Source organism: Citrobacter sp. Cb080 (assembly GCF_030334745.1).
GTDB classification, from domain to species: Bacteria; Pseudomonadota; Gammaproteobacteria; order Enterobacterales; family Enterobacteriaceae; genus Citrobacter; species Citrobacter braakii.
On sequence record NZ_JAOWDG010000024.1, the window covers coordinates 101,195 to 118,840 of the forward strand.

Sequence of the window (17,646 nt, forward strand, 5' to 3'; positions counted from 1 at the left end):
TTTTATTTCTCACTATCGACCAGGCCACGTACGAAGGCACGCTGCATGGCTAACACGATGATTACCGGAGGGATGAGCGTCAGCAGCATGGCTGCCATTACCTGATTCCACTGCGTGGTGCCTTCACCAGTAGCAATCATGCCTTTGATACCTGCCACCGCAGTGCCCAAATTGACATCGGTAATAATTAACAACGGCCACAGATACTGGTTCCAGCCGTAGATAAAGGTGATCACAAACAGCGCCGCCAGATTGGTTTTTGACAGCGGTAGTACAATATCGCGGAAAAAACGCATCGGTGACGCGCCGTCAATACGCGCCGCCTCAACCAGTTCATCCGGCAGGGTCATAAAAAACTGCCGGAACAGGAACGTCGCAGTCGCCGATGCCATTAACGGCAGCGTCAGACCCGCATAGCTGTCGAGCATTTTCAGGTTGGCGATCACTTCCACCGTCGGGAAAATACGCACCTCGACCGGCAGCATCAGCGTGATAAAAATCATCCAGAAGAACAGGTTACGCAGTGGAAAGCGGAACCAGACGATGGCGAATGCGGAGAGCATAGAGACGGTGATTTTCCCTACCGTAATACTGAACGCCATGATGAAACTGTTGAGCATCATCAGCCAGAACGGCGCGCTGTTGACGCCCACGCCGTTGACCCAGATGTATTTCATGTTTTCCAGCAGCTGTGTGCCGGGAACCAGCGTCATCGGCGTTTCAAAGACTGCTTTGTTATCCAGCGTCGCCGCGACAAACGCGACGTACAGCGGAAACAGGATCACCATGATCCCCATAATCAACATGGCATGGCTGAATATTGTCAGCCCACGACGATTCTCAATCATTGGTAACGCACCTTACTTTCCACATAGCGGAACTGCGCCACCGTCAAAATAATGACCAGGAACATCAGCACTACCGATTGGGCGGCCGAGGCGGAGAGATCCAGCCCGACAAAGCCTTCGCGATAGATCTTATAAATCAACGTAGTGGTCGCCTGTACCGGCCCACCCGCCGTGGCGGCATCGATCACCGGGAAGGTATCAAAGAAGGCATAAACCAGATTCACCACCAGCAGAAAGAAGCTGACCGGTGCAATCAGCGGCAGCGCCAGCTTAAAGAAGCGGCGAACCGGTCCCGCACCATCAATCGCGGCGGCTTCAATCAGCGACCGCGGAATAGACTGTAGTGCGGCAAAGAAGAACAGGAAGTTGTAACTAATCTGCTTCCAGACCGACGCAAACACCACCAGAAACATCGCCTGACCGCTGTTTTGCGCATGGTTCCAGTCATAGCCAAACTCACCGAGAAAATGGGTAATCAACCCGCGCCCTGGGTTAAACAGGAAGATCCACAATACGGCGGCGACGGCGGGCGCGACGGCATAAGGCAACAGCATCAGCGTCTGGTAAAAACGGCTGCCGCGCACCACGTAATTCACCAGCGCCGCAAAAAATAACGACACCAGCAAACCGCTTACCGTGACTAACGTACTGAACTTAATGGTGGTCCAGAATGAATCAAGGTAGTACGGGTCATGAAACAGCGCGATAAAGTTTTCCAGTCCGACAAACTGGCTAGAAAGACCAAACGGATCAACGGATTGTAGTGAATACCACAGCGCTTCACCGGCGGGCCAGATAAAGAAAATAACGGTGATAACCAGCTGCGGGGCCACCAGCAAATAGGGAAGCCAGCGCGAGCGGAACACCGGACGGGATGAAGACATGTAGGTTCTTTTCCTGGAAGGTGCCAGATTGCGGTGCAAACACCGTATCCGGCCTACAAACTACACGCATTTGTAGGCCGGGTAAGTCGCAGCCGCCACCCGGCATTTCACATTACGATTTAGTCGATTGCTCAAAGCGGCGCAGTAACTGATTGCCACGCTCAACGGCAGCATTCAGCGCCTGCTGCGGGGTTTTCTTCCCGGTCCAGACGCTTTCCAGTTCTTCATCTACGATGGTGCGGATCTGCGGCATGTTGCCCAGACGCAGCCCTTTGGTGAACGGCAACGGTGGCTTGTTCAGCATCTGGCGGGTGGCGATATCAGCCCCAGGGTTCTTATCATAGAAGCCCTGCTCGCGTGTCAGGTCGTACGCGGCGGTGGTAATGGGCAGGTAGCCGGTCTTCTGATGCCATTCAGCAGCAATTTCAGGTTTCGCCAGGAAGTTGAGGAACTGCGCCACGCCTTCGTAGGTTGCTTTGTCTTTACCCTGCATCACCCACAGGCTGGCTCCCCCGATAATCGCGTTCTGCGGCGCGCCCTTCACATCGGCATCGTACGGCATCATGCCGACGCCATAGTTGAATTTGGCGTAGTGGCGGATGTCAGCCAGAGAACCGGAAGAGGCGGTGGTAATGGCACAATCCCCGTTATAGAACTTCTCGGTAGACTCGTCTTTACGCCCGAAGTAGCTGAAATCCCCTTTTTTGTTCAACTCTTCCAGCAGGGCGATATGTTTCACCTGTTCCGGTTTATTGAATTCCAGCACCGCGTCAGTACCGTCAAAACCGTTGTTTTTGGTGGCTACCGGCAGACCATTCCAGGCGCTGAAGTTTTCAATCTGAATCCATCCCTGCCAGCCGCTGGCGTAGCCGCACTTCATGCCTGCTGCTTTCAGCTTCGCGGTGTATTCTGCCAGATCCTGCCAGGTTTTTGGCGGCTGCTCAGGATCTAAACCGGCTTTTTTGAAGGCATCTTTGTTGTAGTACAGCACCGGCGTGGAGCTGTTAAACGGCTGGGAGAGTAAGTGTCCGCTTTTAGAGTCGGTGTAATAACCGGAAACCGTCGGCACGAACTGAGACTCATCGAAGTTAATACCAGCCTCTTTGAATACTTCATAGACCGGTTTAATGGCTTTCGAGGCCATCATCGTTGCCGTGCCCACTTCATAAACCTGCAGTAGCGCAGGTGCGTTTCCGGTACGGAAAGCCGCAATACCTGCGCTCAGGTTCTGCTCGTAGTTGCCTTTGTACTGCGGAACAATTTTGTAGTCGGGATTGGCGGCATTAAAACGTTGCGCCAGTGAATCAACTTCTTTACCCAGTTCACCTTCCATTGAGTGCCAGAACGGGATAGTGGTGACGGCCAGAGCCTGACCTGCAAACGCCAGGCTAAGTGCCAGTCCTAAAGCTGTATGTCGTAACGATATCATCGGTTATCTCTCTTGTTGTGCCGGATGCGCGATATCACGCGTTTTATGCTCGCGGGGGTAACATGACATGCTCGAATGACAGAAAAATAACTTTTTTATTACAAAAAAAAGATAGTAAGGCGACAAACAGATGGCAAGGCGGTGAAAGCGTAGTGACAGGAAAATGCGGGGTGGTGCACAACAAAGCCAGGTAACGCTATGTCTTACCCGGCCAGGATGGCGTTATCTGTTGCAGCCAGCAAAGAACATTAATCTTTACGCCAGCGTCGTTCATATTCATTCTGTAAACGCTGCTGTTCCCGCCGCTCACGTTCGCGCTGAATATCCGATTTCTCATCTTCCCAGCCCGGGCAGACAGAGGTGGTGAACACTTCACAGGGCGAGCTGGACTGCGCTAACGAGTTGTCCGGTTTCTCTTCCCAGATTGAAGGGTCGCGCGGGTCGAACGCTGGCGGTGTTAAGGCCAGGGTATTTGATGAAAGCGTCCAAAACAAACCGCCAATCATCATGCAGATACCGGAACGTATCATCCTTTCTCCATGTTCACTTTTATTATTGATAACTATTCTCAATAATAACATAGAGCAATAAAAAGGGGCCATATCAGGCCCCCTTGTCCATTCAGAGAATGTTAACCGCCCAGATACGCGCTGCGCACTGCTTCGTTAGCCAGTAACGCATCACCAGTGTCTTCCAACACCACATGACCGTTTTCCAGCACGTAGCCGCGATCGGCGAGCTTCAGCGCCTGGTTAGCGTTCTGTTCGACGAGGAAGATTGTCATCCCCTGCTCGCGCAGTTGTTCGATGGTGTTGAAGATCTGCTGGATGATAATCGGCGCCAGACCCAGCGACGGTTCATCAAGCAGCAGCAGTCGCGGCTGACTCATCAGCGCACGGCCTATCGCCAGCATCTGCTGTTCACCGCCGGACATCGTGCCCGCACGCTGAATTCGACGTTCATGCAGGCGGGGAAACAGGTCATACACCCACTTGATGCGTTCCTGAAACTGGTCCTTTTCGGCAAAGAAGCCGCCCATCGCCAGGTTCTCTTCCACCGTCATGCGGGAAAACACGCGACGCCCTTCCGGAACAATCGCTACCGCTTCGCGCATGATTTTCGCCGTCTGCCAGTCGGTAATGTCTTTACCATCAAAGACAATTCGCCCACTTGTCGCTCGCGGATCGCCGCACAGCGTACCAAGCAGCGTGGTTTTTCCCGCACCGTTGGCGCCGATAAGCGTCACGATTTCACCCTGATTGATATACAAGCTGACGTCGTGCAGCGCCTGTATCTTGCCGTAGTGGGCGCTGACTTTGTCAAAGGACAACATGACTTTTTCCATATTATGCGTCACCACCATTATGCTTCACCTAAATAGGCGCGGATCACGTCCGGGTTGTTACGAATCTGTTCCGGCGTCCCGTTCGCCAGCGGCGTGCCCTGATTCACCACGTAAATACGGTCGGAAATACCCATCACCAGCTTCATGTCGTGCTCAATCAACAAAATGGTGGTGTTGTGATGGTTACGCAGTTCAGCAATCAGCTCGTCCAGCTCTTTGGTCTCTTTCGGGTTGAGGCCTGCGGCGGGTTCGTCGAGCATCAGGATTTCCGGCTGGGTCACCATGCAACGTGCAATCTCCAGACGGCGCTGGTCGCCGTAGGCCAGGTTACTGGCCTGACGGTTGGCGTGCTCCAGCAAACCAATACGCTCCAGCCAGGTGGCGGCGCGATCCAACGCTTCACTCTGCGCGCGACGGAACGACGGGGTTTTCAACAGGCCGGAGAAGACGCCGGTTTTCAGCTGCTGATGTTGCGCCACCAGCAGGTTTTCAATCACCGTCATCTCGCGAAACAGACGCACGTGCTGGAAAGTACGCACCACACCCATCCGCGCAATTTGCTGACCCGGCAGCCCTTCCAGATGTTGGTCGCGCAGCTTAATCGTCCCACCCGTCGGCTTATAAAAACCGGTCAGGCAGTTAAAGACCGTGGTTTTTCCCGCGCCGTTTGGCCCGATTAACGAGACGATCTCCTGTGGTCTCAGCTCCAGTTTAACGTTGTTTACCGCCAGCAGACCGCCGAAGCGCATCATCAGGCCGTTGACGGATAATAATGGCTGACTCATGCCTGCTCTCCTTTTGCTTCCCCGTTTTTCAGCTTCAACTGCGGACGGGTCATCGGCAACAAGCCCTGCGGACGCCAGATCATCATCAGTACCATTAAACCACCCAGCATTAACATGCTGTATTCATTGAAATCACGCATCAGCTCGCGTGACACCACCAGCAGGATGGCCGCGAGGATCACTGCAAACTGTGAGCCCATTCCGCCCAGTACCACAATCGCCAGCACAAAGGCCGACTCGGCAAAGGTGAAGGATTCCGGGCTGACAAAACCCTGACGCGCGGCAAACAACGTACCGGCAAAACCGGCAAACGCGGCGCTGATGGTAAAAGCGGTCAGCTTGATACGCGTAGGATTTAAGCCCAGCGAGCGACAGGCAATTTCATCTTCGCGCAGCGCTTCCCACGCACGACCCAACGGCATACGCAGCAGACGGTTGATGACAAACAGCGAGAAGACCACCAGCAGCAGCGCCACCAGATAGAGGAAAATCACGCGGTCAGAGGGATCGTACTTCACGTTAAAGAAGTTGCTGAAGGTATCCCAGCCACCTTCACGGGCAGTACGATTGAACTCCAGACCGAAAAAGGTCGGTTTCGGGATCTGGCTGATACCGTTCGGACCACCGGTCACTTCGGTGTTGTTGAGCAGCAGGATACGGACGATTTCGCCGAAGCCTAAAGTCACAATCGCCAGATAGTCACCGCGCAGGCGCAGTACCGGGAAGCCGAGCATAAAGCCCGCAGCAGCGGAAACCAGCCCCGCCAGCGGCAGACAGGTCCAGAAGCCGAGTCCGTAATAGTGGTTCAGCAGCGCGAAGGTGTAAGCACCGATGGCATAGAAGCCGCCGTAGCCCAGCACCAGCAGACCGGAAAGCCCCACCACCACGTTTAAGCCGAGGCCGAGGATGATATAAATCATCGTCAGCGTGGCAATATCAACCGTACCGCGCGACACCATAAACGGCCACGCCACGGCAATCACCAGCAGCGCGACCAGGAACAGCTTCTGTTTAACGGTGGAGCCATCAATCGCCGGCAGAATAAACTTCGGTCCGGAGACGCTCTTCAGGCCCTTCTGGAAAGCTGGACGCAACAGTTGGAAGAGAAAGACCACGCCAGTGCCGATAAACACCCACTGCCAGCGGATATCCGCGGCGGTATCCACCACCAGTTTGGTGCCGTCAAGCTCCAACTGGACGCCCATAAAGACGCCCGCCAGGATGAAGAACATAGCGGCAGAGAGCAGCGCCATTGCAAAATGCATCGGTTTCATACTTTCTCTACCTCCGGGCGACCCAGAATACCGGTCGGCATCACCAGCAGCACCAGAATCAGCAGCGCGAATGAAACCACGTCTTTGTATTCGGTACTCAGATAAGCAGAGGAGAGCGCTTCCGCGACACCCAGAATCAGACCGCCGATCATCGCCCCAGGAATGCTGCCGATGCCGCCCAGTACCGCCGCAGTAAAGGCTTTCATCCCGGCCATAAAGCCGATATAGGGGTTAATTACGCCGTAGAACTGGCCGAGCAGTACGCCCGCTACCGCCGCCATTGCCGCGCCAATCACAAAGGTCAGCGCAATCACGCGATCGGTATTTATGCCGAGCAGGCTGGCCATTTTCAGGTCTTCCGCGCAGGCACGGCAGGCACGGCCCATACGGGAGTAACAGATAAACAGCGTCAGCGCCAGCATCGCCAGGAAGGTTACAATCCAGATAACCAACTGCATGGTGGTGATGGAAGCAGAGAAGTTTTCGCTACTGCCGACGGTCCACTGGCCGTTAAACAGGCTGGGCAGCGCCACATCGCGCGAACCTTCCGTCAGGCTGACGTAGTTTTGCAGGAAGATGGACATCCCGATAGCGGAAATCAGCGCGATCAGGCGCTTAGAGCTGCGCACGGGCCGATACGCTACGCGTTCAATGCTCCAGCCGTAGGCGCTGGCAATCACAATCGCGCCGACAAAGCCCGCCGCGACCAGTAGCCAGCTGGAATCAATACCCATCATCATTAGCGCAGCGATGATCATAAAGGAGACATAGCTGCCGATCATATACACCTCGCCGTGGGCGAAGTTGATCATGCCGATAATGCCGTACACCATCGTGTAACCGATAGCGATCAGCGCGTAGGTGCTTCCCAGCGTGACGCCGTTAAACATCTGCTGCAAGAAATAGAGGAACTGCTCGGACATAAGGTAACCTTTCTTAACCCGCCCGTTTTGCACGGGCGGTGGGATAACTCGTCTTCAGCTATTACTTCGCGACGGTCGATGATCCGTCCGCGTGCCACTGGAAGACACCAAACTCAAATCCCTTCAAATCGCCTTTTTCGTCCCATTTCAGCGGCCCAATCACGGTGTCAGCCCCGTGTGCTTTCAGATCTTTCACCAGATCCAACGGCTCTTTGCTACCGCTGCGATCCATTGCTGTCGCCAATGACTGGACGGCTGCATAAGTGATCCACACGTACGGTCCGGTTGGATCTTTCTTGTCAGCTTTGAGCGCATCGACGATAGCTTTATTCGCCGGATCCTGGTCATAGCGTTTTGGCATGGTCACCAGCATGCCTTCAGCGGCATCACCGGCAATATTAGACAGCGACGCATTGCCCACGCCCTCAGGTCCCATAAACTGGGTATTCAGCCCGACGGAGCGAGCCTGCCGCAGCATTTGTCCCATTTCCGGGTAGTAGCCGCCGTAATAAACAAAATCGATATTTTCTTTTTTCAGGCGGGCGATCAGCGCAGAAAAATCTTTTTCCCCGGCAGTGATCCCGTCAAAGAAGACGATATTGGCTTTGCCCGCTTTCAGGCTCTCCTGCACTGAACGCGCCAGGCCTTCACCGTATTGCTGTTTATCGTGAATGATGGCGATGCGTTGCGGCTTCACCTTCTCCAGAATGTATTTCGCGGCGGTCGGCCCCTGAGAGGAGTCCAGGCCCGCTGTACGCATAATGTGTGCGTAACCGCGCTGGGTAAGTTCCGGGTTGGTCGCGCCCGGGGAAATCATCAGAATGCCTTCGTCTTCATAGATATCTGATGCGGGCTGCGTGGAGGATGAGCACAGATGACCAATAACGTACTGAATGCCGTCATTGACGATTTTGTTCGCTACCGCAACGGCCTGTTTCGGATCGCAGGCGTCGTCATATTCGACGGCAACCAGTTTGTCGCCTTTGACCCCGCCTTTGGCATTGATATCTTTAATGGCCTGACGTGCGCCATTAAATTCCATATCACCCCACTGCGCGACCGGACCTGACATCGCCCCGACAACAGCGACCTTGATATCCTCCGCCATGACCGCGTGTGACATTGCCAGTGCTATCACCCCTGCGATGATTGTTTTCGCATTCCGTTTCATTTTCCTGAATCCCCATTCGTGATGATGTATATATTTTGTATTTATGTGGTTAAAAAGCAGACTGTGCTTTTTTTGAACTGTACTATTTTTACCAGTCTCGTTAATGGTTTAGCGCAGTTTTTTAAGCAAATTACGGCTAAAATCTCTATTTTTCAGTCGATTAAGAAAAGATAATATTCTGCTTTTCACTATAGATAAACAAAAAAAGTGCATTTGTCAGCATAAAATAACGGCACAAAGAGCGGAATAAAATGCTGCATTCCAGGGTATTATCCTGCCTGTTTTTCAATCTCTACTGTTTCAATCTGTCATTGTCGTTGTTACAAAACTATTAACCTGGTTAATCGCATTAAAAAGAGAAAGCATCCGGGCGAATTATTTCGGTACACTGATTCCATCTTTTGTGATTTGGACATGCTGTTAATGAAGCTGACCATCGTTCGTTTAGATAACTTTAGCGACCAGGACCTGATTGATCTGGGCAAAATCTGGCCGGAATATTCCGCCTCATCATTAAGCGTAGATGAAACGCACCGGATCTACGCCGCACGCTTTAACGAGCGTCTGTTAGGCGCCGTGCGGGTAACCCTGAGCGGCACACAAGGCGCACTGGATTCATTGCGCGTGCGCGATATCACCCGCCGTCGCGGCGTCGGGCAGTATTTGATCGAAGAAGTGATCCGGGAAAACCCTGACGTGAGTTCGTGGTGGATGGCCGACGTCGGCGTTGAAGACCGCAGCGTGATGGCCGCATTTATGCAGGTGTTAGGGTTTACGGCTCAGGAGAATGGCTGGGAAAAGCGCTAAAAAAAGCCGGGTGGCGTTAACGCTTACCCGGCACTCGATCACTTGGCGTCGGTCGCCGTCCCGTTAGCATGCCAGTCAAACACACCGAATTCGAAACCTTTCAGATCGCCCTTCGCATCCCAGGACAGTGGTCCCATGACGGTTTCCACCGAGTTTGCTTTCAGATACTTGGCAATTTCAGCCGGATCGTCAGACTGGTTCAGACCGGCCTGCAAAGATTGCAGCGCGGCGTAGGTGGTCCATACGAATGCGCCGCTCGGATCCTGTTTCTTAGCTTTGATAGCATCTACGATGGGTTTGTTCGCTGGAACCTGGTCGTAGTTCTTCGGTTTCGTTACCAGTAAGCCTTCTGCAGATTCACCGGCGATGTTAGACAGCGACACGTTCGCTACACCTTCTGGCCCCATAAACTGGGTTTTCAGACCCGCGGCGCGTGCCTGGCGCAGGATTTGCCCCATTTCCGGGTGGTAACCGCCGTAGTAAACGAAATCGATATTCTCTTTCTTCAAACGCGCTACCAGCGTAGAAAAATCTTTTTCCCCGGCGGTGATCCCGTCAAAGAACACCACGTTGGCGTTACCCTTTTTCAGGCCATCCTGCACCGCGCGGGCCAGACCTTCACCGTACTGCTGCTTATCATGAATAATCGCGATGCGCTGCGGCTTCACTTTTTCAACGATATATTTGGCGGCCGTTGGGCCCTGATCGGAATCCAGACCAGTGGTACGCATTACCAAGCTATAGCCGCGCGCGGTCAGCTCCGGCGCCGTTGCCGCTGGGGTGATCATTAGAATGCCTTCGTCTTCATAGATGTCTGACGCAGGCTGAGTGGAAGAAGAGCACAGGTGACCGATTACGTATTTAATCCCGTCGTTGACCACTTTGTTCGCAACCGCTACCGCTTGTTTCGGGTCACAGGCATCGTCATATTTCACCATGACCAGTTTGTCACCTTTCACGCCTCCCTTGGCGTTGATATCCGCAATTGCCTGCTCTGCGCCGGTAAATTCCTGATCGCCATATTGTGCTACCGGGCCAGACATCGCCCCGACGACGGCAACTTTAATATCCTTAGCAAACGCCATATTGCTCAAAGACAGGGCGATACATCCTGCCAATAACGCTTTACCCTTCATATTCATCCTGACAATCCCCATTATTGTGGTTATTACGTGTGTTGTGATGTTGTTGTTCAGCACTTTATTTCGATTATTGGATAGCCACCCGTGCTTTAGCAGCATACTCTGCTAAAACATACCCGATTTTTATTATTTTGGAATAGCTAAATTTGACATGCAGATAACAACCTGATGACAAATAGCATAAACGTCAGAGGAGAGGGAGAGATAAAAACAAAAAACCCCGGATTTTCATCCAGGGTTTATCAGCATTTCCAGGTCGGCGGAAGATTACGCTTCGATCGCCGCACGCAGTTTTTTCATGGCGTTCTTTTCAAGCTGACGAACACGTTCAGCAGAGACGCCGTAGCGATCGGCCAGTTCTTGCAACGTCGACTTGTTGTCTTCGTCCAGCCAACGGGCGCGAATGATGTCCTGGCTACGCTCGTCCAGACCCTCCATTGCGTGGGTCAGTTTGTTCGCGGCCTGATCTTCCCAGTTATCTTCTTCAATGCCGTCGGCAAAGTTAGATGATTTATCCTGCAGATACAGAACCGGTGCCATCGGCTGGCTGTCAGACTCGTCGTCTGAAGACATGTCAAACGTCATGTCCTGCGCCGCCATACGGGATTCCATTTCGCGCACGTCTTTGCTGGAAACACCCAGCTCACGAGCAACCATTTCAACTTCGTCCTGATTGAACCAGCCCAGACGCTGCTTGGTTTTACGCAGGTTAAAGAACAGCTTACGCTGCGCTTTGGTGGTCGCGACTTTTACGATACGCCAGTTACGCAGAACGTATTCGTGGATCTCAGCTTTGATCCAGTGCACGGCGAAAGAAACCAGGCGCACACCCACTTCCGGGTTGAAACGGCGCACGGCTTTCATCAGGCCGATATTACCTTCCTGAATCAGATCCGCCTGCGGCAGGCCATAGCCCGCATAATTACGAGCAACATGAACAACAAAGCGCAGGTGAGACAGGATCAGCGTTTTAGCTGCTTCCAGATCGCCCTGGTAATGCAGCTTTTCAGCAAGTAGCCGCTCCTCGTCAGCCGACAACATCGGCCACGCGTTCGCAGCCCGGATGTAAGATTCCAGGTTACCAACAGGGGCTAAAGCTAAATTTTGCATTTCTTTGGTCATTCAAATCCTCTCAATCTTTTCATCTGACGCGTTGGCTAAAACCAATAGCAACAACCATGCCAGAGCTTATGAGCAACGAGAATATCATTCAATCTTTTATCAGACAGTGATTTTATCCACAAGTTCCATGTCGTAATGTGTATAGATTACGCACAAAATGTGACATCACAATGAATACGCCGGGAAGAGATAACAGGGACTCTTTCCCTGCAGAGCGAACTACTCAGTGCAGGGAAAGATTATACCAGAGATTTTTTAATCGGGGGTAAAGTGGCGTAAATGTTGAACCGTGGCAAGCCAGGCTGCCACCCAGCCAATCATCGAGCACACCAGCAGTAATAACAGGCATTCGTCGAATGATAAGCCGCTGATATCAAACTTAGTTCCAAAAACCTGCGCCACCTCAGTAACCGCTGACGACAGGCGCATCACCAAAATTTCTGACAAAATTAGTGAAAGAAATGCGCCGGAAAAACCGAGCAGCGCACCGCCGTAGAGGAACGGACGCAGGATAAACCCATCCGTCGCGCCAATCAGTTTCTGCACGTTAATGGTATCGCGACGCGCAAAAATACTCAGCCGCACACTGTTACCGATGACGAGGAAGACCGCCGCTACCATCAGCACGCCAATCATCGCGGAGACGCGTCCGACAAGGCCCGTCAGCGCCGCCAGACGGGCAAACCAGCTGTCATCCATGCGCACTTCATCAATACCGTTGATTTGTGCGATACGGTCGCGCAGCGTGTTCAGCGACTCCGTGCCCTGGAAGTCCAGTTTCGGGATAACTACCGCCACGGCCGGTAGCGGGTTCTCTTCCAGCATATCCAGCGCGCCGCCAAAGCCGGACCAGTTACGGAATTCGCCCAGCGCGTCATCGCGGGAAAGGTAATTCACTTTCTCCACGCCCTGCTCGGCCTGCAACTGACCAACTACCCGCGCCGCTGCATCATCATCCAGCGTTTTTTGCAGGTAAACGGTGATCTGCGGAGAAGGATAATACTGGCTTGCCGCATGGTCGACGTTCTTATAAACCATGTAGCATACGCTTGGCAGCGTCAGGGAGATGGCAATAACCATCACCGTCAGGAACGTCGCCAGCGGCTTGCTTTTCAGGTCCTGTAACGCGCCCTGGAACGCGTAGCGTACCTGCTCGTTAAAGACATTGGTTTTACGCGAGTTCGGCTTTGGCGCGGCTTTCGCCCGCTTTGGCGCGTTACGACCGCCATCTCCCGGCGCGCCGCCCGATTTACGGAAGCGATCCAGTCGGCCGCCGAACTGTTTGATTTGATTAATAGCGTCACGTCTATTCATGGGCCAGGCCTCCATGCAGATGTCCATCGCTCAGAACCATTTGGCGATAGGAGCGACGGGAGATCAGGCCAATATCGTGCGTGGCCATTAATACCGTGACCCCGACGCGGTTAAACTCTTCAAACAGGCGAAGGATCCCTTCCGACAACGCGTCATCCAGGTTCCCTGTTGGTTCATCCGCCAGCAATACCGCAGGTTTGTTCACTACCGCGCGGGCGATGCCCACGCGCTGTTGTTCACCGCCGGAGAGCTGAATAGGGAAGTTTTTCGCTTTGTCCAACAGTCCGACCTTATCCAGCGCCGCTGACACGCGACGACGAATATCGTCCCCGCTGGCGCCCGCGATGATCAGCGGGATTGCCACGTTGTCAAACACGGTTCTGTCCATCAACAGGTGGTGATCCTGAAAAATCATGCCAATCTGACGACGCAGAAACGGCACTTCACGGTTTTTCAAACGGCTGATGTCATGCCCGCTGAAGTAGATTTTCCCGGCGCTGGGCCGTTCAATTCCACAAATCAGCTTCAGCAGGGTACTTTTCCCCGCACCGGAGTGGCCGGTCAGAAATGCCATCTCGCCAGGCTGCATATGGAAGGTAACTCCCTGCAGCGCTTGTCTCCCACCGAGATAGGCCTTGCTGACATGTTCAAAGCGAATCATTGTTAATCCTCTCGGGCAAAAAGTGCCTCTATAAAATCGTCCGCTTTAAACGGACGTAAATCCTCGATACGTTCGCCCACACCGATATAGCGGATAGGGATGCCAAACTGATCGGCAACCGAGAAGATGACCCCGCCCTTCGCTGTACCGTCCAGCTTAGTCAGGGTGATACCGGTTAAGCCCACGGCTTCATGGAACAGTTTGGCCTGGCTTATTGCATTCTGCCCGGTGCTGGCGTCGATAGTCAGCATAACTTCATGCGGCGCATCTTCGTCGAGCTTCTTCATGACGCGAACGATTTTTTTCAATTCTTCCATCAGGTGCGATTTGTTCTGCAAACGCCCTGCGGTATCAGCGATCAGCACATCTACATTACGCGCCTTCGCCGCCTGGATGGCATCAAAGATGACGGACGCGGAATCCGCGCCGGTATGCTGAGCAATCACCGGGATGTTGTTACGCTGACCCCAGACCTGCAGCTGCTCTACCGCCGCCGCACGGAAGGTATCGCCCGCCGCCAGCATCACCGATTTACCCTGCTGCTCAAACTGACGCGCCAGCTTTCCGATAGTGGTGGTTTTACCCACGCCGTTGACGCCAACCATTAAGATAACAAACGGCGTCTTGCCATCAACATTCAGCGGTTCTTCCACCTTCGCCAGAATCTCGCCCATCTCTTCTTTCAGCAGGCCGTACAGCGCTTCCGCGTCTTTGAGCTGCTTACGGCTGGCACCTTCCGTCAGATTCGCAATAATCTTGCGGGTCGTTTCTACGCCCACGTCGGCGATCAGCAGTTGCTCTTCCAGCTCTTCAAACAGATCATCGTCGATCTTTTTACCACGGAACAGACTGATAAATCCGGAACCAAGGTTTTCTTTTGTTTTCAGGAGGCTGCGTTTCAGACGCGCAAAGAAACCTTCTTTCGTTGGTTTTTCCTGCTCCTGGACTCCCTCTTCTTCTGTCGGTGCTTCTACGGCAGGTTCTTCTACCGGCACCACTATCACGGCTTCTTCAGCAGCCTCAGCCGCCAGCGCCTGCGCTTCCAGCTCTTCATCAGTCAGGTGCGGTTCGTTTTCGGCTTCCTCTTCAACCGCTTCAACGATTTCCACGGTTTCCGCTTCGGCCTGCCACTCTTCGGCAGAAACCTCTTCGGTTTTCACCTCTTCCGGCAGCGGCAATTCTTCGCGTTCGATAACCGTCGCCGCTGGCGTTTCCACAACGGGTTCAGCAGCGGGTTCAGCAACCCGCTCAATCTCCGGCTGCGGTTGTTTGGCAACAGGTTCTGCTTCCGGCTGCAGTTTTTCGATTTCCGCAACCTGTTCAGTCACTTCAACAACTTCAGCTGCAAAAGCTTCCGTTTCCGCCTCGCTACGGGTTTCCTCGGCGCGCGGCTGTTCGTCAACGACGGTAGTTTCTTCAGCAACCGGTTGTTGTTCTTCGTTTTTTAATTCTGTCTCGTTTTCCGGTGCCTGCTCTTTTTGACCAAAGCCCAGCCAGGAAAAAAAGCCACGTTTTTTCTCTTTCGCCATTTGCGACTACACTCCCCCGCTGTTGCTTCATGGCACAGCGTCAACGCTATGTACATAGCAGCTAAAAAAATGATGAAATAGTCTATCACTTATACCCAATGAATTTCGAGTTACGTCAAGGCGGCAAGCGCACGAATCCCGATGAGCTTACTTTTAGTAAGTGATTCGGGTGAGTAAGTGCAGCCAACGAAGAGGTAACTTGAAAGGCGACGGGTTAACTTAACTCACATCACCGCCTGGAATGACACGTCAGCAGCGGATTGAGCAATAATTGAAATGAAAAAACCGAATCACTCTGGTAGCGGCCAGATCCGCATTATTGGTGGTCAATGGCGTGGCCGTAAACTCCCGGTTCCGGATAGTCCCGGTCTGCGCCCAACCACCGACCGCGTACGCGAAACCTTATTTAACTGGCTGGCCCCGGTAATGGTCGATGCTCACTGCCTGGACTGCTTCGCCGGCAGCGGCGCGCTGGGGCTGGAAGCCCTCTCTCGCTATGCGGCAAATGCGACGCTTCTGGAAATGGATCGCGCGGTATCACAGCAGCTACAAAACAATCTCGCCACGCTGAAAGCCCCCCATGCCCGGGTCGTCAACACCAATACCCTGACATTTTTGGCCCAGACGGGTACGCCGCATAACGTGGTGTTTGTTGACCCGCCGTTTCGCAAAGGATTACTGGAAGAAACATTAACTCTTCTGGAAACTCATGGCTGGCTGGCAAATGAAGCGTATATTTACGTTGAAAGCGAAGTAGAAAACGGTTTGCCGCCGGTTCCGGTGAACTGGTCGCTGTACCGTGAAAAAGTCGCCGGACAGGTCGCCTATCGCCTTTACCAACGTGAAGCACGAGGAGAACACGATGCTGATTAACCTGGGACGCCTGCTGATGTTGTGCGTCTGGGCATTTTTACTACTCAATATTTTCCAACCCTTTCCACGCCCGCTTAACATCTTCGTTAACGTCGCACTGATTTTTATGGTGCTGATGCACGGCATGCAACTGGCGCTGTTAAAAAGCACCATGCCTAAAGATGGCCCGCAGATGACCCGCGGAGAGAAAATCCGTATTTTTCTGTTCGGCGTCTTTGAGTTACTGGTTTGGCAGAAGAAGATTAAAGATCAGTTGAAAAAGTAACTGTAATCTTTTCGCCCGGCGGCGCTTAGCAGGCCGGGGCGACAAAATCTCCAGGCCGGACAAAGCGTAAGCCGCCATCCGGCATCAGTCAGATGAAACCTTAGCGTTCACTGTAAAATCAACAAAACGCGAACCTTTATAACTCAGCGTTCCCTTATCCCCGACCGTTAACGCATGGTACTGCTGGGCATCCAGACGAAACGTCTGCTCGAAGCCGCCACTTTGTGGCTTAAAACTGACTTCATAGCGCATACTGGTCCCCGCCGGGCTCACTTCCTGCTGGCGGGATCGCCGATCGTTAAGCGGTTTTTCCCGTTTGTTACTCACCACCACCTGCTTTTGCACTAACGGCGCAGTATCATTATCGGCTTTTTCACGCCGCTGCTGAACGAAGCGAAACGACGCAGCAACAACGATTAATACAATGATAACAATGAAGAAAAGTGGTGGTTTGCTCATATTATTAACCCATCAGAAAATGCGGAAATAAGCATACATTGCCTGTTATGGTGTTGTCATCTGGCAGTGTCGACCTCTACACTGAACAGTAGAGCCGTGAGCACCCCGCTTACGAAAAAATAACGAATTCAAGGAACTAAGATGCTTTGGTCGTTTATCGCTGTCTGCCTTTCCGCATGGTTGTTCGTGGATGCTTCCTATCGTGGGCCCGCCTGGCAACGCTGGGTCTTTAAACCCCTAACCTTACTCCTGCTGGCGCTGCTGGCCTGGCAGGCGCCAATGTTTAATGCTGTCAGCTATCTGGTGCTGGCTGGCCTGCTTGCCTCGCTGCTGGGTGATGCGCTGACGCTGTTACCGCGCCAACGCCTTTTGTATGCCGTGGGGGCATTCTTCCTGTCGCATCTGCTGTATACCATTTACTTCGCCAGCCAAATGACGCTGTCGTTCTTCTGGCCTTTGCCGTTGGTGCTGGTGGTGCTGGGGGCGTTGCTGATTGCCGTGATCTGGACGCGACTGGAAGAGCTACGCATCGCTATCTGTACCTTTATTGGTATCACGCTGATGATGGTCTGGATGGCTGGTGAGCTGTGGTTCTTCCGCCCGACCGCTCCGGCGCTGTCGGCCTTTATGGGCGCATCACTCCTGTTCATCGGCAACATTGTCTGGCTGGGTAGCCATTACCGTCGCCGCTTCCGCGCCGATAACGCAATTGCTGCCGCCTGCTACTTCGCCGGACATTTCCTGATTGTTCGTTCGTTGTATCTTTAAAACGCTTGACTCTGGAGTCGACTCCAGAGTGTATCCTCCGGTTAATA

19 protein-coding genes are annotated in these 17,646 nt (G+C 53.2%); 4 read left to right on the top strand and 15 right to left on the bottom strand.

The window, feature by feature from the left end; all coding sequences use genetic code 11:
• Positions 1–2: 2 nt before the first annotated feature.
• The 9 genes from ugpE to livK form a co-directional block, all read right to left on the bottom strand.
• Positions 3–848, bottom strand: a complete 846-nt coding sequence (ugpE, locus tag OGV38_RS02210) for a sn-glycerol-3-phosphate ABC transporter permease UgpE (protein ID WP_003023450.1) — start codon at positions 846–848, stop codon at positions 3–5.
• Positions 845–1,732 carry a sn-glycerol-3-phosphate ABC transporter permease UgpA gene (gene ugpA / locus OGV38_RS02215; protein ID WP_269519487.1) on the bottom strand — a complete coding sequence of 296 codons (888 nt, stop codon included), beginning with the start codon at positions 1,730–1,732 and terminating at the stop codon, positions 845–847. Before ugpA ends, ugpE begins: the two co-directional genes overlap by 4 nt.
• Before the next feature lie 112 nt (positions 1,733–1,844).
• Positions 1,845–3,161 (bottom strand): sn-glycerol-3-phosphate ABC transporter substrate-binding protein UgpB, encoded by a 1,317-nt coding sequence (gene ugpB, locus OGV38_RS02220; RefSeq protein ID WP_286472894.1) that lies wholly within the window; start codon positions 3,159–3,161, stop codon positions 1,845–1,847.
• Between the two features lie 248 nt (positions 3,162–3,409).
• The gene (locus tag OGV38_RS02225) at positions 3,410–3,691 is read right to left on the bottom strand and encodes a hypothetical protein (protein ID WP_046274511.1); all 282 of its coding nucleotides are present in this window, start codon (positions 3,689–3,691) and stop codon (positions 3,410–3,412) included.
• Between the two features lie 101 nt (positions 3,692–3,792).
• Positions 3,793–4,506: a high-affinity branched-chain amino acid ABC transporter ATP-binding protein LivF gene (gene livF / locus OGV38_RS02230; RefSeq protein WP_085951092.1), complete on the bottom strand. Its 714-nt coding sequence runs from the start codon at positions 4,504–4,506 to the stop codon at positions 3,793–3,795.
• 17 nt (positions 4,507–4,523) lie between these two features.
• The gene (gene livG, locus OGV38_RS02235; protein ID WP_286472895.1) at positions 4,524–5,291 is read right to left on the bottom strand and encodes a high-affinity branched-chain amino acid ABC transporter ATP-binding protein LivG; all 768 of its coding nucleotides are present in this window, start codon (positions 5,289–5,291) and stop codon (positions 4,524–4,526) included.
• Positions 5,288–6,565, bottom strand: coding sequence for a branched chain amino acid ABC transporter permease LivM (gene livM, locus OGV38_RS02240; protein ID WP_286472896.1), 1,278 nt, complete (start codon positions 6,563–6,565; stop codon positions 5,288–5,290). The genes livG and livM overlap by 4 nt, the downstream gene beginning before the upstream one ends.
• Positions 6,562–7,488, bottom strand: a complete 927-nt coding sequence (gene livH / locus OGV38_RS02245) for a high-affinity branched-chain amino acid ABC transporter permease LivH (RefSeq protein WP_286472897.1) — start codon at positions 7,486–7,488, stop codon at positions 6,562–6,564. Before livH ends, livM begins: the two co-directional genes overlap by 4 nt.
• A gap of 61 nt (positions 7,489–7,549) precedes the next feature.
• On the bottom strand, positions 7,550–8,659 hold the full coding sequence (gene livK / locus OGV38_RS02250; RefSeq protein ID WP_047415930.1) for a high-affinity branched-chain amino acid ABC transporter substrate-binding protein LivK: 1,110 nt from the start codon (positions 8,657–8,659) through the stop codon (positions 7,550–7,552).
• Between the two features lie 423 nt (positions 8,660–9,082).
• Between livK and panM the strand changes: the two genes are divergently transcribed.
• The gene (gene panM / locus OGV38_RS02255; protein WP_016154837.1) at positions 9,083–9,466 is read left to right on the top strand and encodes an aspartate 1-decarboxylase autocleavage activator PanM; all 384 of its coding nucleotides are present in this window, start codon (positions 9,083–9,085) and stop codon (positions 9,464–9,466) included.
• A gap of 38 nt (positions 9,467–9,504) precedes the next feature.
• Here the strand turns inward: panM and livJ are convergent, their stop codons facing one another.
• The 5 genes from livJ to ftsY all read right to left on the bottom strand — a co-directional run bounded on the left by livJ (position 9,505) and on the right by ftsY (position 15,234).
• The gene (gene livJ / locus OGV38_RS02260; protein ID WP_029139730.1) at positions 9,505–10,608 is read right to left on the bottom strand and encodes a branched chain amino acid ABC transporter substrate-binding protein LivJ; all 1,104 of its coding nucleotides are present in this window, start codon (positions 10,606–10,608) and stop codon (positions 9,505–9,507) included.
• A gap of 267 nt (positions 10,609–10,875) precedes the next feature.
• Positions 10,876–11,730 (bottom strand): RNA polymerase sigma factor RpoH, encoded by an 855-nt coding sequence (rpoH, locus tag OGV38_RS02265; protein ID WP_005121585.1) that lies wholly within the window; start codon positions 11,728–11,730, stop codon positions 10,876–10,878.
• Between the two features lie 255 nt (positions 11,731–11,985).
• Complete coding sequence (ftsX, locus tag OGV38_RS02270; protein ID WP_286472898.1) at positions 11,986–13,044, bottom strand: permease-like cell division protein FtsX; 1,059 nt, start codon at positions 13,042–13,044, stop codon at positions 11,986–11,988.
• The gene (ftsE, locus tag OGV38_RS02275; RefSeq protein WP_003023420.1) at positions 13,037–13,705 is read right to left on the bottom strand and encodes a cell division ATP-binding protein FtsE; all 669 of its coding nucleotides are present in this window, start codon (positions 13,703–13,705) and stop codon (positions 13,037–13,039) included. Before ftsE ends, ftsX begins: the two co-directional genes overlap by 8 nt.
• Positions 13,706–13,707: 2 nt before the next feature.
• Positions 13,708–15,234: a signal recognition particle-docking protein FtsY gene (ftsY, locus tag OGV38_RS02280; RefSeq protein WP_222186591.1), complete on the bottom strand. Its 1,527-nt coding sequence runs from the start codon at positions 15,232–15,234 to the stop codon at positions 13,708–13,710.
• 276 nt (positions 15,235–15,510) lie between these two features.
• Here ftsY and rsmD point away from each other — a divergent pair, with 276 nt between their 5' ends.
• Positions 15,511–16,107, top strand: a complete 597-nt coding sequence (gene rsmD / locus OGV38_RS02285; protein WP_016157666.1) for a 16S rRNA (guanine(966)-N(2))-methyltransferase — start codon at positions 15,511–15,513, stop codon at positions 16,105–16,107.
• Positions 16,097–16,372, top strand: coding sequence for a DUF1145 family protein (locus OGV38_RS02290; protein WP_016154842.1), 276 nt, complete (start codon positions 16,097–16,099; stop codon positions 16,370–16,372). The genes rsmD and OGV38_RS02290 overlap by 11 nt, the downstream gene beginning before the upstream one ends.
• 84 nt (positions 16,373–16,456) lie before the next feature.
• On the opposite strand, the gene OGV38_RS02295 is transcribed toward OGV38_RS02290, so the two are convergent.
• Entirely contained in the window at positions 16,457–16,831 is a 375-nt protein-coding gene (locus OGV38_RS02295; protein ID WP_016154843.1) for a DUF2500 domain-containing protein, read from the bottom strand.
• Positions 16,832–16,972: 141 nt separating this feature from the next.
• Between OGV38_RS02295 and OGV38_RS02300 the strand changes: the two genes are divergently transcribed.
• Positions 16,973–17,599 carry a lysoplasmalogenase gene (locus OGV38_RS02300; protein WP_016154844.1) on the top strand — a complete coding sequence of 209 codons (627 nt, stop codon included), beginning with the start codon at positions 16,973–16,975 and terminating at the stop codon, positions 17,597–17,599.
• Positions 17,600–17,646: the final 47 nt, after the last annotated feature.

What these genes read in the sequence shown, in the direction of transcription:
- ugpE (WP_003023450.1), bottom strand. Translation starts at nt 848, where the DNA reads ATGATTGAGAATCGTCGTGGGCTGACAATATTCAGCCATGCCATGTTG.
- ugpA (WP_269519487.1), bottom strand. Translation starts at nt 1,732, where the DNA reads ATGTCTTCATCCCGTCCGGTGTTCCGCTCGCGCTGGCTTCCCTATTTG.
- ugpB (WP_286472894.1), bottom strand. Translation starts at nt 3,161, where the DNA reads ATGATATCGTTACGACATACAGCTTTAGGACTGGCACTTAGCCTGGCG.
- OGV38_RS02225 (WP_046274511.1), bottom strand. Translation starts at nt 3,691, where the DNA reads ATGATACGTTCCGGTATCTGCATGATGATTGGCGGTTTGTTTTGGACG.
- livF (WP_085951092.1), bottom strand. Translation starts at nt 4,506, where the DNA reads ATGGAAAAAGTCATGTTGTCCTTTGACAAAGTCAGCGCCCACTACGGC.
- livG (WP_286472895.1), bottom strand. Translation starts at nt 5,291, where the DNA reads ATGAGTCAGCCATTATTATCCGTCAACGGCCTGATGATGCGCTTCGGC.
- livM (WP_286472896.1), bottom strand. Translation starts at nt 6,565, where the DNA reads ATGAAACCGATGCATTTTGCAATGGCGCTGCTCTCTGCCGCTATGTTC.
- livH (WP_286472897.1), bottom strand. Translation starts at nt 7,488, where the DNA reads ATGTCCGAGCAGTTCCTCTATTTCTTGCAGCAGATGTTTAACGGCGTC.
- livK (WP_047415930.1), bottom strand. Translation starts at nt 8,659, where the DNA reads ATGAAACGGAATGCGAAAACAATCATCGCAGGGGTGATAGCACTGGCA.
- panM (WP_016154837.1), top strand. Translation starts at nt 9,083, where the DNA reads ATGAAGCTGACCATCGTTCGTTTAGATAACTTTAGCGACCAGGACCTG.
- livJ (WP_029139730.1), bottom strand. Translation starts at nt 10,608, where the DNA reads ATGAATATGAAGGGTAAAGCGTTATTGGCAGGATGTATCGCCCTGTCT.
- rpoH (WP_005121585.1), bottom strand. Translation starts at nt 11,730, where the DNA reads ATGACCAAAGAAATGCAAAATTTAGCTTTAGCCCCTGTTGGTAACCTG.
- ftsX (WP_286472898.1), bottom strand. Translation starts at nt 13,044, where the DNA reads ATGAATAGACGTGACGCTATTAATCAAATCAAACAGTTCGGCGGCCGA.
- ftsE (WP_003023420.1), bottom strand. Translation starts at nt 13,705, where the DNA reads ATGATTCGCTTTGAACATGTCAGCAAGGCCTATCTCGGTGGGAGACAA.
- ftsY (WP_222186591.1), bottom strand. Translation starts at nt 15,234, where the DNA reads ATGGCGAAAGAGAAAAAACGTGGCTTTTTTTCCTGGCTGGGCTTTGGT.
- rsmD (WP_016157666.1), top strand. Translation starts at nt 15,511, where the DNA reads ATGAAAAAACCGAATCACTCTGGTAGCGGCCAGATCCGCATTATTGGT.
- OGV38_RS02290 (WP_016154842.1), top strand. Translation starts at nt 16,097, where the DNA reads ATGCTGATTAACCTGGGACGCCTGCTGATGTTGTGCGTCTGGGCATTT.
- OGV38_RS02295 (WP_016154843.1), bottom strand. Translation starts at nt 16,831, where the DNA reads ATGAGCAAACCACCACTTTTCTTCATTGTTATCATTGTATTAATCGTT.
- OGV38_RS02300 (WP_016154844.1), top strand. Translation starts at nt 16,973, where the DNA reads ATGCTTTGGTCGTTTATCGCTGTCTGCCTTTCCGCATGGTTGTTCGTG.